Genomic DNA, 15,157 nt, shown 5'->3' on the forward strand with positions numbered 1-15,157 from the left:
CCTCCTGATGGCATGTCTAAGAAACCTCTTTAAGAATCTATCGGAGGCAGTTTAAGCGGCGGGCCTGGATCCCGGGTGAGGCGGTGTCCGTTACTGGCGGGTAGTTTTCGCCTACTCCGCGGACCCCGCGCGCAAACGCCGCTTGATCCGGGTCAGCATCGCCGACATCCCCCGTAGCCGCAGCGGGCTGATGAGTGAGCCGAGGCCCAGTTCGGAGTAGAAGTCGTCCGGCACGTCGAGGATCTCGTCGGCGGTGTGGTCGTCGAGCCCGGCCGCCAGGATGGCCGCGAACCCGCGTGTCGTCGGCGCCTCGGCGGGCGCGCTGAAGTACAGCCGGACGTGGTCGCGGTCGCCGGCGTCGACGTGCAGGAACAGCGGCGACTGGCATTCGGGCACCGGCTCCATGGCCGCCTGCTCGAGGTCGGCAGGCAGCGGCGGCAACTCATTGGCGAATTCCAGGAGCAACTGCAGCTTGTCCTGGCCCTGCATCTCGGCGAACTCCGACACCACCTCGGCCAGCGCCGCCGGCATCGCACTCATGCGGCGCCGGGGGCCTCGCCCGGCTCCGACCCGACCGCGACGGGCACGCGCACGGCGTTGCCCCACTCGGTCCACGACCCGTCGTAGTTACGCACGCCCTGCTTGCCGAGCAGGTGGGTCAGCACGAACCAGGTGTGGCTGGAGCGCTCGCCGATGCGGCAGTAGACGATCGTCTCGTCCTGTGGCGCGAGGAACCCGTACAGCTCGTCGAGTTCGGCCCGGCTGCGGAACTGCCCGTTGTCCTTGGCGGCCTTGGCCCACGGAATCGACTGCGCCGTGGGGATGTGGCCGCCGCGCAGGGCGCCCTCCTCCGGATAGTCCGGCATGTGGGTGCGCTCGCCGGTGTACTCCATGGGCGAGCGCACGTCGATCAGCGGCTGCGTGCCGAGCGCCGCCAGCACGTCCTCGCGATAGGCCCGGATCGGGGCGTCGTCGCGCTCCACGACCGGGTAGCCCGTCGTGGTCTTGGACGGCACGTCGAGGGTGGTGTCGCGACCGTTGGACACCCACAGGTCGCGGCCGCCGTCGAGCAGGCGCACGTCGGGGTGGCCGAACAGCGTGAACACCCACAGGGCGTAGGCGGCCCACCAGTTGCTCTTGTCGCCGTAGATGACGACGGTGTCGTCGCGGGCGATGCCCTTGCGGTCCATGAGGGCCGCGAATTGCTCGCCGTCGACGTAGTCGCGGACCGTCGGATCGTTCAGGTCGGTGTGCCAGTCGATCTTGACCGCGCCGGGGATGTGTCCAGTGTCATACAGCAGGACGTCCTCGTCGGATTCGACGATCGCGAGACCGGGGCGGCCGAGGTTGCCGGCCAGCCAATCGGCGGTCACCAGGCGCTCGGGGTGGGCGTACTCGGCGAGAGAGGGATGCGGGTCCGCGGGCAGAGGCACCCCTAGAGCCTACTGGCGCCGAAATGCGCCGCTGCGCCGCAAGGGTGAAACTTGGAGGCGCGCCAGGGGTTGCTGTAATAATTCGAGGAATGATGAGTTTGCCAGCAAAGTATGATGTGGGAATCGTCGGGCTTGGCTACGTCGGACTGACCCTGGCGACCGTGCTCGCCGAGGCTGGCAATTCCGTCATCGGCATAGAGAAGCGCAACGACATCGTCGACATGACGAACGAGGGCGTTCCCCACTTCACCGAGACCGGACTTCCCGACGCGCTCGCCGGGGTGACGCGCTCGGGCAAGCTCGTCGCCACCGAGGCGTTCGACGACTCCTTCACCTGCGACACCTACATCATCACCGTGGGCACGCCGCTGTCCGCCGACGGCGTCGCCCGGGTCGACATGATCGAGGCCGCGGCGCGGGACATCGCGGCCAACATGGCCGACGGGGCCCTGGTCATCCTGCGCTCGACGGTGAAGATCGGCACCACGCGCGACGTGGTCGCCCCGATCCTGACGGCCAGCGGCAAGCAGTACGACATCGCGATGTGCCCCGAGCGGACGCTGGAGGGCAAGGCCCTGCAGGAATTGCGCGAATTGCCGCAAATCGTCGGCGCCGACGATCAGGCGGTGGCCGATCGTGCCGCGGCGGTATTCCGGAAATTGACCAATTCGATCGTCTCGGTGTCCGGCATCGAAACCGCCGAAATCATGAAACTCGTCAGCAACACGTTCCGCGACGTCCAATTCGCGTTTGCCAACGAGGTCGCCCGGGTGTGCGACGCCTTCGGCGTGAGCGCCCACGAGGTCATCTCCTCCGGCAAGCTCGGCTACAGCCGGACCAACATCCCGCTGCCCGGCCTGGTGGGCGGTCCGTGTCTGGAGAAGGACCCGCACATCCTGATGGAGAGCGCGCGGACCCGGGGCATCTCCCTGGAGATCACGTCGGCGGGCCGGTTGGTCAACGAACGCCAACCCGAGGAGACCGTGCAGTTCATCTCCAGTGAGATCGAGCGGCGCGGCCTGACGGGCCCGCTGAAGATCAACATCCTCGGCATGGCGTTCAAGGGTCAGCCCGAGACCAGCGACCTGCGCGGATCGATGTCGATCAAGGTGCTCGACGCCCTGAAGAAGGCGCACCCCAATGCCGAGATCGGCCTCTACGATCCCGTCACCCCGCAGGAGGTGCTCACCTCGGAGTTCCCCGACGAGAAGACGTTCGGCCGGTTCGGCGACGCCGTCAGCGGCGCATCGGTGGTGGTGATCGCGAACAACCACCCGTCCCTTGGCCACATCTCGCCGCGCACCATCAGCGAATTCACCAGCCCCGGCGGGTTCGTGTTCGACTACTGGAACCACTTCAGCCACCTCCCGGCCTCCGAACTCGGCGACTCGTACTACGCCGTGGGCCGCAGCGGACTGGCGCCGACCCGTGGGTGAGCGCATCGTCGTCACCGGCGGTGGCGGCTTCATCGGCGCACATCTGGTCAAGCGCCTCGTCCACGACGGCTGGGACGTCGCCGTGGTGGACAACATGGTGCGCGGTGATGCCAGCCGGTTCGCCGAGGTCGCCGACGACGTCCGGCTCTACACCTGCGACGTGCGGGACCAGGACGCGCTGGAGAGCGCGTTCGCCGGCGCCGAGGTCGTCATGCACCTCGCGGCGATCAACGGGACCGAGAACTTCTACACCCAGCCGGAATTGGTGCTCGACGTCGGACTGCGCGGCGCGCTCGCGGTCGTGAACGCCGGCCGCGCCGCCAACGTGCCGGACGTGGTGCTGGCCTCGACCGCCGAGGTGTACCAAACCCCGTCGATCGTGCCCACGCCCGAGACCATCCCGCTGATGCTGCCCGACAGCCTCAATCCCCGGTACTCCTACGGCGGCTCCAAGATCGTCACCGAGCTGATCGCGTTCAACTACGCCCAGGAGCACTACCGCAAGGTCCAGGTGTTCCGGCCGCACAACGTGTTCGGGCCCAACATGGGGTGGAAGCACGTCGAACCCCAGTTCATCCTGCGGGCGCTCGCCGCCCAGGACGCGGGGGACGCCGCGTTCCCGATCCAGGGCGACGGCAGTGAGACCCGGTCGTTCTGCTACGTCGACGACGTGGTGCAGGGCATCCTGACGATGTACGCCAACGGCGGCCACCGCGAGGTCTATCACATCGGCAGCGACGTCGAGCTGAGCATTCGCAACCTGGCCGAGCGGATCGGCCGAATCGTGGGCGTGGACTTGGACATTCAGCCCGGCGAGGCCGCCTTCGGTGGGACGCCGCGGCGCTGCCCCGACATCACGAAGATGCGCGCTCTGGGCTGGTCGCCCGAGGTCGACCTCGACGAGGGTCTCGCCCGCACCGTCGCGTGGTACCGCGAGAACCGCGACGTGAAGCCGGCCAACGACCTGATGTGACGGGTCAGTCGGGCGAATTGCCTTGCCACAGTTCTGAAATGAGCAGGCCGGTGCGCTCGAGCAGGCGGCGCGTCAGCGGCAGGCTGATGCCGATGACGGCCGACGGGTCACCGTCGACGCCCTCGACGAACCAGCCGCCGAGACCGTCGAGGGTGAAACCGCCTGCGACGGAGGTAGGTTCACCGCTGCGGGCATAGGCCCGAAGGTCGGCCTCCGACGGCCGGCCGAACCGCACCGTCGTCACCTCGTGGTCGGCGACGCGCGCCTCGACGACGCCGTCGCGCAGCCGGATGACGCAGTGCCCGGTGTAGAGCCGCCCCGACGTCCCCGCCATGGCGCGCCAGCCCTCGAGCACCGCGGCCTCGGTCGGGGGCTTGCCCCACAGTCGACCGTCCCGGTACAGCATCGAATCACAGCCGATGACAACGCCATTGGCCCTCAGCTCGGTGTCGAGGGAAGCCAGCACGGCGTCGGCCTTGGCGACCGCCAGCGCCGTCGTGACCTCACCGGGGCCCGTGTCGTCGGGCAGTGCCGCGACGACGGCGTCCTCGTCGACCCCGGAGACCAGCACCACCGGGTCGATCCCCGCGGCGCGCAACACGGCCCGCCGGGCGGGGGAGGCCGAGGCGAGGACCACCCGTGTCGTCACGGGTCCTCAGCGCCGGTTGTGCGTGCGCCCCACCAGCGTCACCCGTTGCCAGCTCACGCTCGAGTACCGCAGCTTGTCCACCGGGTGGCCCCACAGGTTGAGCTCCTGCGGGCCCGGCTCGGCCGGGGCGCCGCTCGCGCCGGCGAGCACGGTGACCAGGGCGGCCAGCTCCTCGTCGGTGGGATTGCCCTTGAGGATCCTGATCTCCGGCACCGTCGGCTCGACGGGCGCGTCGATGGTCAGCTCCGCGGCGTTGGACACCTCGGTGATGTCGACGTCCTGTGACACGTTCGATCCGTTCTCGATGGGAGGGTCAGAGCGGGATGTTGCCGTGCTTCTTGGGCGGCAACTGCACGATCTTGCGCTCCAGCAGCCGCAGCGCCGCCGCGATGTAACCGCGGGTGTGCGAGGGCGGGATCACCGCGTCGACGTACCCGCGCTCGGCGGCGACGTACGGGTTGACCAGGGTGTCCTCGTAGTCCTGCTGCAGGGACAACCGCAGCGCGTCGACGTCGGCGCCCTCGGCGGCGGCTTCCTTGAGCTGGGAGCGGTAGACGAACCCGACGGCACCCGAGGCGCCCATCACGGCAATCTGCGCGGTCGGCCACGCCACGTTGACGTCACAGCCCATGTCCTTGGAGCCCATCACGCAGTACGCGCCGCCGTAGGCCTTGCGGGTGATGACCGTGATCTTGGCCACGGTCGCCTCGCCGTAGGCGTACAGCAGCTTGGCGCCGCGGCGGATGATGCCGTTGTACTCCTGGTCGGTGCCGGGCAGGAAGCCGGGCACGTCCACCAGCATGATGATCGGGATGTTGAAGCAGTCGCACGTCCGGACGAAGCGCGCGGCCTTCTCCGAGGCGTTGATGTCGAGGCAGCCGGCGAACTGGGTCGGCTGGTTGGCGACGATGCCGACGGTGCGGCCGTCGACCCGACCGAACCCGACGACGATGTTGCCCGCGTACCCGGCCTGGATCTCGAGGAACTCGTCGTCGTCGAGGATGCGCGTGATGACCTCGTGCATGTCGTACGGCTGGTTCGGCGAGTCGGGGATCAGCGTGTCGAGCTCGAGGTCCTCCTCGGTGAGGTTGTCCTCGACGGCGCCGGGGTGCGGCGGGGCCGGGTAGCGCGGCGGCTCGGACGCGCTGTTGGGCGGCAGGTAGCTCAGCAGGTCGCGGACGTAGTCGAACGCGTCCTGCTCGCCCGAGGCGACGTAGTGCGCGGTGCCCGACTTGGCCATGTGGGTGTGGGCGCCGCCCAGCTCCTCCATGGTCACTTCCTCACCGGTGACCGTCTTGATGACGTCGGGGCCGGTGATGAACATCTGGCTGGTCTGGTCGACCATGACGACGAAGTCGGTCAGCGCGGGGGAGTACACGTGCCCGCCCGCGGCGGCGCCCATGATGAGGGAGATCTGCGGGATCACCCCGGAGGCGAGGATGTTGTTGCGAAAGATCTTGCTGTACAAGCCAAGTGAGACCACGCCCTCCTGGATGCGGGCGCCGGCGCCGTCGTTGATGCCGATCAGCGGGCGGCCGGTCTTGATGGCCAGCTCCTGCACCTTGACGATCTTCTCGCCGTAGACCTCGCCGAGGCTGCCGCCGAAGACGGTCGCGTCCTGGCTGAAGATGCAGACGTCGCGGCCGTCGATGGTGCCGTAACCGGTCACCACGCCGTCGCCGACGGGACGGTTCGCGTCGAGGCCGAAGTTCTTGCTGCGGTGCTTGGCCAGGGCGTCGAGCTCGACGAACGAACCCTCGTCGAGCAGGGCGAAGATGCGCTCCCGCGCGGTCAGCTTGCCCTTGGCGTGCACCTTCTCGACGGCGGTCTCGCCGACGGGGTGCAGCGTCTCCTCCGTGCGTTTGCGGAGATCGGCGAGCTTGCCCGCGGTGGTGTGGATGTCGACCTCTTGCCCGGCGGCGGGCTCGGTAACGCTCGTCATGAGTAGGCATGCTATCGGCTGGGGCATCGGCGACGTGCGAGGTGTCCCGCGGAGATTCACCGGCAAATCGCTTGCCGGGCTGGCGGGCGGCGGCGTCAGCAAATTAGCCGGTTTGGCGCGCGTGCGGTTTGCCTGTTCAATGGTCGCGGGGGTTTCAAGCATTCTCGAGCGTCGCGGGCAGCAACGCCCAGGACGGGTGGAGGGATCCCGCAGTGGAACGAGTTCCCCGGTACGACGGGGTAGATGGACCTCGGGTGGCCATCGCCCACGACTACCTGACCCAGCGAGGTGGGGCCGAGAAGGTGGTCCTGTCGATGACCAGGGCCTTCCCCAACGCGCCGATCTACACGATGCTGTACGACCCCGGCAACACCTATCCGGAGTTCGCCGACCTGGACGTGCGGGTGTCGAGGTTCAACCTGGTGGCCCCGCTGCGCAAGAACCACCGCGCCGCGCTGCCGGTCCTGCCCGCGGTCGCCAACTCGATGTTCATCGACGCCGACGTCGTCGTCACCAGCTCCAGCGGCTGGGCCCACGGCTTTCGCACCAACGGGCGCAAGCTGATCCACTGCCATTCGCCGGCCCGCTGGCTCTACCTGCCGGAGATGTACCTCGGTGACGACAGCGGCGTGATCAAGCGGGCCGGGCTGGCGGTCACCGCGCCCTACCTGCGCCCCTGGGACCGCCGAGCGGCCCTGTCGTGCGACCGCTACCTGGCGATCTCGACGGTGGTGCAGCGGCGCATCTTCGACGCGTACGGCATCGAGGCCGACGTGGTGCCCTCGCCGGTGGCGATGGGCGAGACCGCGACGCCGGAGCCCATCGCCGAGGTCGAACGCTGGCTGGGGTCCGCGCCCGCGGAGGGTTCCTTCTACCTGTGCGTGTCGCGTCTGCTGCCCTACAAGAACGTCGAGGCCGTGGTCCGGGCCTTCGCCGACGGCAAGCGGCGGCTCGTCGTCGTGGGCCGCGGGCCGGAGGCGAACCGCATCCGCGAGGTCATGACGCCGAACGTGCTGATGGTGTCCGATCTCACCGATGGCCAGATGGCGTGGCTCTACCGCGGGTGCCGGGCCGTCGTGGCGGCGAGCTACGAGGACTACGGGCTCACCCCGATCGAGGGTGCGGCGTGGGGGCGGCCGAGCATCGTCCTGCGGTGGGGCGGGTTCCTCGACACGGTCGCCGAGGGCGTCACCGGCGTGTTCTTCGACGAGCCGGAACCCGGGCCGATCAAGGACGCGCTGGACCGGTTCGAGCGCGCCACCTTCGACCCGGAGGCGATTCGCAAGCACGTGCTGCAGTTCAGCGAGGAGAACTACGTCCGCCGGTTGTACGCCGAGGTCGACCAGCTGGCCCCGGTGCCCTGACGACACCGTCCGAGCTTTGCTGCGATCGACGTCAAGGAGTGCCATGATGGCCTTCGAACCAGGCGCCCGAGCAACCCTGCACGACAGCTGACGACCGCCGTCGCCGACGAGCACGGGGCTATGGTTGATCCGGAACCACGACAGGAGTCAAGACGTGTTACCTGAGCCGACGAAGGCCGATCCCGAGGACGTCGCGAGGAAGCTGGCCGCCGCCCCCGGGCTGAAGCTGCCACCGGAGCCCGAGTGGATCCTCGGCCCCGACAACCGCGTGATCGACTACAAGATGCAGGGCATGACCTTTGCGCGCAAGGCCATCAACCGCATCGGCATGCTCGTCTTCAACATGGTCGTCACCCACATTCCGTCGCACCTGTTCCGGCAATGGTTCCTGCGGCGGTTCGGTGCGACGATCGGCAAGAACGTCTCGATCAATCGCGGCACCACGGTGCTGGACATCGAGTTCCTCACCATCGGCGACAACACCCAGTTCGGGTGGCGCTGCATGCTCGACGCCCGCGGCGGCCTCTACGTCGGCAACAACGTGACGATCGCGAGCGACGTGCACATCATCGGGGGCGGGCACGACGTGCAGCATCCCGACTTCCTGCCGATCCCGATCCCCACGGTGATCGAGGACCAGGTCTGGATCGCCAGCCGCGCGATGATCCTGCCGAGCCTCATCGGCCGCGGCGCGGTCGTTGCTGCGCAGGCCCTGGTGAACAAGGACGTCGAGCCGCTGACCATCGTGGGCGGCGTTCCGGCCAAGGTGCTGGGCAAGCGCAATCCCGAGGCTCTGGAGTACCGCGACTTCAAGTACCGCCCGCTGTTCTTCTGATGGGGCACCCGCTCTCCGACTGCCGCTTGGTCTTCGTTGCTCCAGCGGAAGGCGAGACGGCCGTCGGCGATTACGCCCAGGACTTCGTCGACGCCGTGCGTCCGCACTTCGGCGAGGTCGTCGAGCAACGCACGACCGGGCCGGGTACCGACACGGTGCGCGACATCCGCCGACATCGCCGCGCCGTCGCCGAGCTCGTCTCCGGCGCACCCGGGGCCAAGGTGCTCGTGCACGCCGAGCTGTCCACCGGGGTGCTGGCGACGTTCTGGGCGACCGCCGGGTTGAAGGGCGTGCCGATCAGCTCGACGGTGCACGATCCCCCGCAGGGGCCGTGGCTGCCGGCCCGAACCGAGTGGCTCGCCCGCAGCAGGCTGCTCACCCACGGCATCCACTACCCGCTGCGCCCGGCCTCGCGGGCGCTGGAGGGGGCGGTCTATCGCGACCGAACCCTGTTCGCGCTCACCGAGACCGGTCGCCGGGCCATCGCCAGCACCTACCCCAGGACGCACACCCACTACGTTCCGCACCTGGTGCGGGAGCGGCCCACCATCCGGCCCGCCCAGGACCGGCCCAGGGCGGTCGGCTTCTTCGGACTCGTCTACCGCGGCAAGGGATTCGACCAGATCGCCGCGATCCGCCAGCACCTGCCCGACGACATCACGATCAGGGTCGCCGGTCGCGGTACCGAGCAGCTGCCGCGGATGGACGGCGTCGAGATCCTCGGCGGCGTCGACGGCGCCCGCGAAGACGCGTTCTTCGACTCGGTGCAGGCCATCGTCGTCCCCTACGGCAAACGGCACTTCTACGCCGAGACCTACCCGGCGTCCGGCGTGGTCGCCCACGCCACGGCCTACCGGACCCCGGTGATCTCCACCGACTACGGCTCGCTGGCCGAACTCGGAACGCAGACCGGCACCGTCGTGGTCCCGACGCACCGCGGCTCCGAGGCGGCCACCGTCGCCGCCGACGTGGCCGCGGCGACCACCGCCCTGCTGAACGACCCCGTCCGTCTCGCGACGCTCGGCGACCACGCCGAACGCACCCGCCAGGCGCGGTCGGGCCCGCGGATCGCCGAACAGTTCGTCGCCGTGTGGGCAGAGTTGCTCGCGCTGCAGTCCGAAGGGGTCTGACCTGTCCACCACCGAGTCCGGGTCGCGGTCGTTCGTCCAGCTGGGTCTCACGGCGGTCTGGATGTACGGCGGCCGCGGCGTCGGGCTGCTCTGGACGCTGGCGCTCATCAGCCGCCTCGGCGTCGCCGACTACGGCATGTACGGCCTCGGCTTCGCCCTGGCGTCGATCGTCGGCCCCCCGCTGGACAACCCGTTCATGGTCAGGGCGGCGCGCGAATCCGAGGAGCACTTCCTCGGCGAGCGCACCACCCGCTACCTCATGGGCATCGCCTTCATGGCCGCCGGCGTCGCGCTGCTCGAGGTCAACTACATCGCGTGGTTCGGGCTCTTCGTGGCGGGCGGGGAGATCATCTTCCGGGTCTTCCAGAGCCAGTTCTTCCGGGATGGCAAGCCGCTGCACGTCTCTCGCATCGACACCATCCAGCGGATGAGCGGTGTCGGGCTGGCGTGCCTGTACCTCTTCGTGCACGGCCACCCCACCCTGCAGGTCGCGAGCATGCTCTACTGCCTGCCCTACGCCGTCACCGCGCTGCTCGCCGGCGTCGTGGCGCTCCCGCACCGGCCGCGCCTGCCCGGCCCGCCCCGGCTGGTGTTCGTGCTGATCGGGGAGACCCTCGGCATCGCGGCCTACCTGCAGGGCGACGTGCTGCTGCTGGGCTGGCTGACGAACAGCACCATCGTCGGGTACTACACCGTGGCCATCTCCATCTCCGTCGCCCTGGCCGTCATCGGTCAGTCCTACGGCATGTCGTTCCACCAGTCGCTGCGCGAGCACGACGGTGACCTTTCCGCGGGACCGCGGCTGCGCAACACGCTGTTGCTCGGCGCGGCAACGGGTTCGGTGGTCCTGATCATCGGCGTGGGTCTGCTGATCTCGCCGGCCCCCGCCGAGCTGGCCATCGCCATGACGCTGATGTCGGTGTTCTGCGCGATGCGCACGATCAGCAGCTCGTTCCAGGTCGTGCTCTACACCCAGCGCCGAGACCTGTTGCGGCTCAGCGCCAATCTCGGCCTCGTCCCGGTCAAGCTGGGCCTGGTCGCCGTGCTGGCCGTCTTCGGCGCCGTCGGCGCGGCGACGGCCACGGTCACCACCGACGCCATACTCCTCGCCATCTACGCGGTCGCACTGTATCGAAAGGCCAAACCATGACCAAGGTGACATTCCTGCTGTCGAAGGACCCCGTGACCGAACACGGCGGTGACATCGAATTGTCAAGGGTGGCAATGCGTTTGGCGGCGACCGCGTTCGACGTCTCGGCCATCGCGCTGTCCCACGAAGCGCCGGGCACAATCGACACCGACGTCGTCGAGGGCGGTCTGCGCCTGACCCGCGTCGTGCAGCACCCCGTCAACCCGCCGCAGCTGCTCCTCGGCTCGCTGCGCACCAAGCGCAGCCTGGTCCACGTCCGGTTCGACACCGACGAGCTGCTCGAGGCCATCGAGGCCGACGACGCCGACGTCTTCGTCGCCGAGCACAGCTTCATGGCCGACACCTTCCTGCGCAGCTCCCGTTTCGGCCGCGCCGGGCTGGTGATCAACACCATCAACACCGAGTCGCAGGTGTGGTTGTCGACCCGCGGGCTGCTGGGCCGCATCGAAGCGCCCCGACTGCTGCGCGACGAATTGCGGACCGCGCGCGCCGCGGACGCGGTCGGCTGCTACGAGATCGAAGAGGCCCAGATGTACCGTGACAACGGCATCGCGGGCGCGCGGTTCATGGAGGTGACGCTGCCGCCCATCCCGCAGGTCGACGTGACCAAGACCGATCGGCGGCTGGTGTTCATGGGCGCCAGGGACTGGCCGCCGAACCAGGAGGGCTTCCTGTACGCGCTTCGGCTCTGGCCGCGCATCGCCCAGGGCATCCCCGACGCCGAGCTGTGCGTGATCGGGGCCAAGAAGACCGGCGCGAAGGACCCGACCTACCCCGCCGGGGTCAAGGACCTCGGCTTCGTCGACGACCTGCCCGAGTTCCTGGGCACCTGCCGGGCGTTGATGGCCCCGATCAAGACCGGCGGCGGGGTGCGGGTCAAGCTGCTCGACTCCATCCGGATGGGGCTGCCCGTCATCGGCACCAGTGCGGCCGTGGGGTCGCTCAAGGAGCCGTTCGAATTCACCACCTTCGACGACGACGAGAGCTTCATCGCCGAGTGCCGTCGCCTGCTGCTGGACCGCGACGCAGCGGTCAGCTGGGGCAGCCGGCTCTACGAACTCAACCAGGAATGGTGGCGCGAACGCCGCCCGCACCGGGCGGTGGAGCAGCTGTTGCAGGCCGGGGTGCACGCGTAATCGGTGGCGCCTCAGGCGGATCGGGGTCGCCACCCGGTGGTGACCCACTGGTGCGTTCGGTCGAGGAGAGGAACGCGAGCAGGATGCCGAACAGCATGACCGGCTGCGACACCGAGGCCACCGTGTGGTCGAGCTGCAGCGCCAGGAAGCACGCGCTGATGAAGAAGCCGCCCATGATCGCGTTGCCCATCGACGCCGACCGCAGCGCGCGGTAGGCCACCAGGCAGCCGACGACCATGACGCCGACGAACGCCAGACCCGCGAAGATGCCCCCTCGGTACACCGTGATGAGCGGCGCGTTCGACACGTAGTTGAGCTGGAAGGCCAGGTTGCCGTTCTTGAACTCCGGGCGGCCCCAGCCCAGTCCGAACAGCCAGTGCCCCGACATCGTCTGGGGGAACTCGCGCAGCGAGCGGGCCCGGTCGTTGGCGCCGGGATCGTTGCTGCCGAGCGTGGAGAAGATGCGGGCGCGCACGGTCGGGATCGCCATGGCCGCCGCGGGCACCAGGGCCAGCGCCACCAGCCCCAGGATCCGGTCCCGCGACCGCATGGTGTGGAAGATCAGCACCAGCACGAAGCCGACGATGATGGTCGCGAGGGCGGCGCGGCTCAGCGTCAGCGGGATCGCCACCAGGAAGATGGCCGTCACCACCCACCGGCGCCACCCCTTGAGGACCAGGACGCCGATCGCGAGCGCGAACAGCATGCTCAGGCCGGCGCTGTTGGGTTCCACCCACGTACCGCCGAGGCGCAGGCTGGTGATCTCGCCCTGGGCGTTGACGAACGCGTACCGCAGGGCGTCGGCGTCACCCCCTGCGCCGTAGCCGAAGATCCGCAGCAGCCGGTAGGACTTCTGCTCGGGATCGGCGACGACGATGAAGACGCCGTAGATGGCGTTGGCCGCCGCGGTGTAGACGTAGATGCGCCCGAACCGCGCCATGTTCGGCCACGACAGCCGCAGCAACGCAAGCATCACCAGCATTGCGACGGCCCATCTGCCGTATTCGATGATGCCGGGCAGGGTGATGCCGCCGAACACCAGCGTCAGACCCGACACCACGACGAGGACGACGACGGCGATCTCGAGCCGCGACAGCCCCTTGCGTTCGCTCGGGTGGATCAGTGCGGCCAGCACGACGCCGAAGGCCAGGGCCAGGTACATCGGAAGGTGAACGCCGGGGAAGTATCCGAACGGCAGCGCGGCCAGGATGAACGCGAGGCCCCAATACAGCCACAACGGATGCCGCAGGCCGATGTAGATGCCCGCGACGAGACCGATCAAGCCCACTGCGGCAAACGTTCCCAATTTTCCGAAACCGATCGCGAGATACACCGCCACCGGCACGCTGGCAACGATCACTGCGCCGACGCCATAGTCGCGAACCAGATCCCAGCGGGTCGTCACGATGGTCATGGTGCCAGCATTGACTGGTAACCTGCAACCACAGCTCTGGCGTGTTAGCTATGCCTCGGCGGGTCCGCCCGCTAACTTCGATCCGTTGTTTCCTTCGTAAACGTGGAAGGTCTTCCGTTGGATATCAAGGAGTATTTTCGGATATTTCGCCGGTTCTGGTGGATCATCCTCGTCTGCGCGCTGATCGGTGGCGGCCTTGGCTACGCAACGAGCCTCTCGGCAGTCAACAAGTATTTGCCGTCCTTCTTCTCCAACGACTACGTGTCCACCGCGACGCTCTTCGTGGCGACCCAGAACGGCTCCTCGGTCGCCGAGGCCTACCAGAACAACCTGTTCTCCCAGGAGCGCGTCGTGTCCTACGCCGCACTGGCCACCAGCGAACAGGTTGCGGCCCGCACCATCGACCAGCTGAAGTCCCCGCTGTCCGTCGGTGAGCTGCGGAGCAGGATCACCGCGACACCCCAGCCGAAGACGGTGCTGCTCGACATCAGCGTCAAGGATCCCGACCCGGCGCAGGCGCAGACCTACGCCAACGCGGTCGCCGACTCCCTCGTCGGGCTGGTGGCCGAGCTGGAGACCTCGCGCCGCGGTGGCAGCCCGGCGGCGGGCGCGGTCGTCGTCGACGACGCGAACTACCCGACCTCACCCGGCGGGCTCGGCCTCGCGACGCGCATCGGTCTCGGCGTCGCCGCGGGCCTCATCCTCGGGCTGCTCCTGGCGGTCATCTTCGGCGTCCTCGACAAGCGGCTGCGGGGGCGCGAGACGGTGGAGTCCGCCAGCGACTCCGCGGTACTCGGTGGTCTCCCGGCCGACTCGGCGCGCGCCCACGTCGCGGTCGCGGACTTCGACGCCGACGGTCTCTACGCCGAGCGCGTGCGCGAGCTGCGCACCAACCTGCGCTTCGCCACCACCTCCAGGGGTGGGCAGGCCAGGGTCATCGCCGTGACGAGCCCGTCGGCGGAGGAGGGGCGCACGACGGTCGCCATCGACCTGGCCGCGGCGCTTGCCGAGACCGGTCGCTCGGTCGTCGTCGTCGACGGCAGCCTGCGCCACGCCGGGCTCACCGAGGTGCTGCCGCTCAGCGACGCGCTCCGCAGGAGTGCGGGCGAACGCGGTCTCAGCACGGCCCTGGCCGGCGAGCACGACGTCGCCGACGGGGTGATCCGCAACGTCCCGGCCGGCCAGCACACCATCGCCGTCCTGCCCGCCGGACCCCGCGTCGCCCGTCCCGCCGAACTGTGGGCCACCGACCACGCGCAGGCGGTGCTGCAGCGCCTCAGCGAGAACTTCGACTTCGTCATCGTCGACACCCCGCCGCTGGACGCCTACTACGACGGCGTCGCCATCGCGGCGCTGGCCGACGGCGCGCTCGTCCTCGCGAGGATCCGCCAGACCACCGCGACCGCGCTGCGGCGCGCGCTGCAGAAGCTCGCGACCGCCGACGTCGACGTCCTCGGCACCGTGGTGACCTTCGAGCAGGTGGGACCGCTGGCCAAGCGTAGGCACGACCGGCAAGTCCACCGCGACGACGCCGGGGCCGACGCCCACGCGGCCGACGAGGGCGGCACCGGTGCGGCCCACCGCGACGCCGGAGATGGTGACACGCAGACGATCCCGGCGGTGAAGGACGGGCTCGTCGGCTCGGGCAGCCCGTCGCGGCGCGGCCGTCGCGCCGCCCCCGAGGAAAGTCAATAG

The 15,157-nt window shown here is 68.9% G+C and carries 14 protein-coding genes; 8 read left to right on the forward strand and 6 right to left on the reverse strand.

What is annotated here, in order from left to right; genetic code table 11:
- Positions 1-111 precede the first annotated feature (111 nt).
- The gene (locus G6N60_RS07120; RefSeq protein ID WP_163734498.1) at positions 112-540 is read right to left on the reverse strand and encodes a SufE family protein; all 429 of its coding nucleotides are present in this window, start codon (positions 538-540) and stop codon (positions 112-114) included.
- The gene (locus tag G6N60_RS07125) at positions 537-1,433 is read right to left on the reverse strand and encodes a sulfurtransferase (protein ID WP_163734501.1); all 897 of its coding nucleotides are present in this window, start codon (positions 1,431-1,433) and stop codon (positions 537-539) included. The genes G6N60_RS07120 and G6N60_RS07125 overlap by 4 nt, the downstream gene beginning before the upstream one ends.
- 116 nt (positions 1,434-1,549) lie before the next feature.
- Here G6N60_RS07125 and G6N60_RS07130 point away from each other — a divergent pair, with 116 nt between their 5' ends.
- Positions 1,550-2,869, forward strand: a complete 1,320-nt coding sequence (locus G6N60_RS07130) for a nucleotide sugar dehydrogenase (RefSeq protein ID WP_246240406.1) — start codon at positions 1,550-1,552, stop codon at positions 2,867-2,869.
- Entirely contained in the window at positions 2,862-3,842 is a 981-nt protein-coding gene (locus G6N60_RS07135) for an NAD-dependent epimerase/dehydratase family protein (RefSeq protein WP_163734509.1), read from the forward strand. The genes G6N60_RS07130 and G6N60_RS07135 overlap by 8 nt, the downstream gene beginning before the upstream one ends.
- A gap of 4 nt (positions 3,843-3,846) precedes the next feature.
- On the opposite strand, the gene G6N60_RS07140 is transcribed toward G6N60_RS07135, so the two are convergent.
- The 3 genes from G6N60_RS07140 to G6N60_RS07150 are packed head-to-tail and all read right to left on the reverse strand — an operon-like array spanning position 3,847 to position 6,433.
- Positions 3,847-4,491, reverse strand: a complete 645-nt coding sequence (locus G6N60_RS07140; RefSeq protein WP_163734512.1) for a Maf family protein — start codon at positions 4,489-4,491, stop codon at positions 3,847-3,849.
- Positions 4,492-4,497: 6 nt separating this feature from the next.
- A complete protein-coding gene (locus G6N60_RS07145) occupies positions 4,498-4,779 on the reverse strand; it encodes an acyl-CoA carboxylase subunit epsilon (RefSeq protein WP_163734516.1) in 282 nt (93 codons plus the stop codon).
- 25 nt (positions 4,780-4,804) lie between these two features.
- Complete coding sequence (locus tag G6N60_RS07150; protein ID WP_163734519.1) at positions 4,805-6,433, reverse strand: acyl-CoA carboxylase subunit beta; 1,629 nt, start codon at positions 6,431-6,433, stop codon at positions 4,805-4,807.
- Between the two features lie 254 nt (positions 6,434-6,687).
- Here G6N60_RS07150 and G6N60_RS07155 point away from each other — a divergent pair, with 254 nt between their 5' ends.
- The 5 genes from G6N60_RS07155 (at position 6,688) to G6N60_RS07175 (ending at position 12,048) form a co-directional block, all read left to right on the forward strand.
- A complete protein-coding gene (locus tag G6N60_RS07155; RefSeq protein ID WP_246240408.1) occupies positions 6,688-7,797 on the forward strand; it encodes a glycosyltransferase in 1,110 nt (369 codons plus the stop codon).
- Between the two features lie 154 nt (positions 7,798-7,951).
- Complete coding sequence (locus G6N60_RS07160) at positions 7,952-8,632, forward strand: acyltransferase (protein WP_163734525.1); 681 nt, start codon at positions 7,952-7,954, stop codon at positions 8,630-8,632.
- Positions 8,632-9,762 (forward strand): glycosyltransferase, encoded by a 1,131-nt coding sequence (locus tag G6N60_RS07165; protein ID WP_163734528.1) that lies wholly within the window; start codon positions 8,632-8,634, stop codon positions 9,760-9,762. The genes G6N60_RS07160 and G6N60_RS07165 overlap by 1 nt, the downstream gene beginning before the upstream one ends.
- A gap of 61 nt (positions 9,763-9,823) precedes the next feature.
- Positions 9,824-10,912, forward strand: a complete 1,089-nt coding sequence (locus G6N60_RS07170; protein WP_163734531.1) for a lipopolysaccharide biosynthesis protein — start codon at positions 9,824-9,826, stop codon at positions 10,910-10,912.
- The gene (locus G6N60_RS07175) at positions 10,909-12,048 is read left to right on the forward strand and encodes a glycosyltransferase (RefSeq protein WP_163734533.1); all 1,140 of its coding nucleotides are present in this window, start codon (positions 10,909-10,911) and stop codon (positions 12,046-12,048) included. The genes G6N60_RS07170 and G6N60_RS07175 overlap by 4 nt, the downstream gene beginning before the upstream one ends.
- Here G6N60_RS07175 and G6N60_RS07180 read toward each other — a convergent pair.
- Positions 11,972-13,462, reverse strand: a complete 1,491-nt coding sequence (locus G6N60_RS07180; protein ID WP_163734536.1) for an O-antigen ligase family protein — start codon at positions 13,460-13,462, stop codon at positions 11,972-11,974. The genes G6N60_RS07175 and G6N60_RS07180 overlap by 77 nt on opposite strands.
- A gap of 117 nt (positions 13,463-13,579) precedes the next feature.
- Here G6N60_RS07180 and G6N60_RS07185 point away from each other — a divergent pair, with 117 nt between their 5' ends.
- Positions 13,580-15,157 (forward strand): tyrosine-protein kinase domain-containing protein, encoded by a 1,578-nt coding sequence (locus tag G6N60_RS07185; protein ID WP_163734539.1) that lies wholly within the window; start codon positions 13,580-13,582, stop codon positions 15,155-15,157.

This window comes from Mycolicibacterium madagascariense (assembly GCF_010729665.1).
Taxonomy (GTDB): domain Bacteria; phylum Actinomycetota; class Actinomycetes; order Mycobacteriales; family Mycobacteriaceae; genus Mycobacterium; species Mycobacterium madagascariense.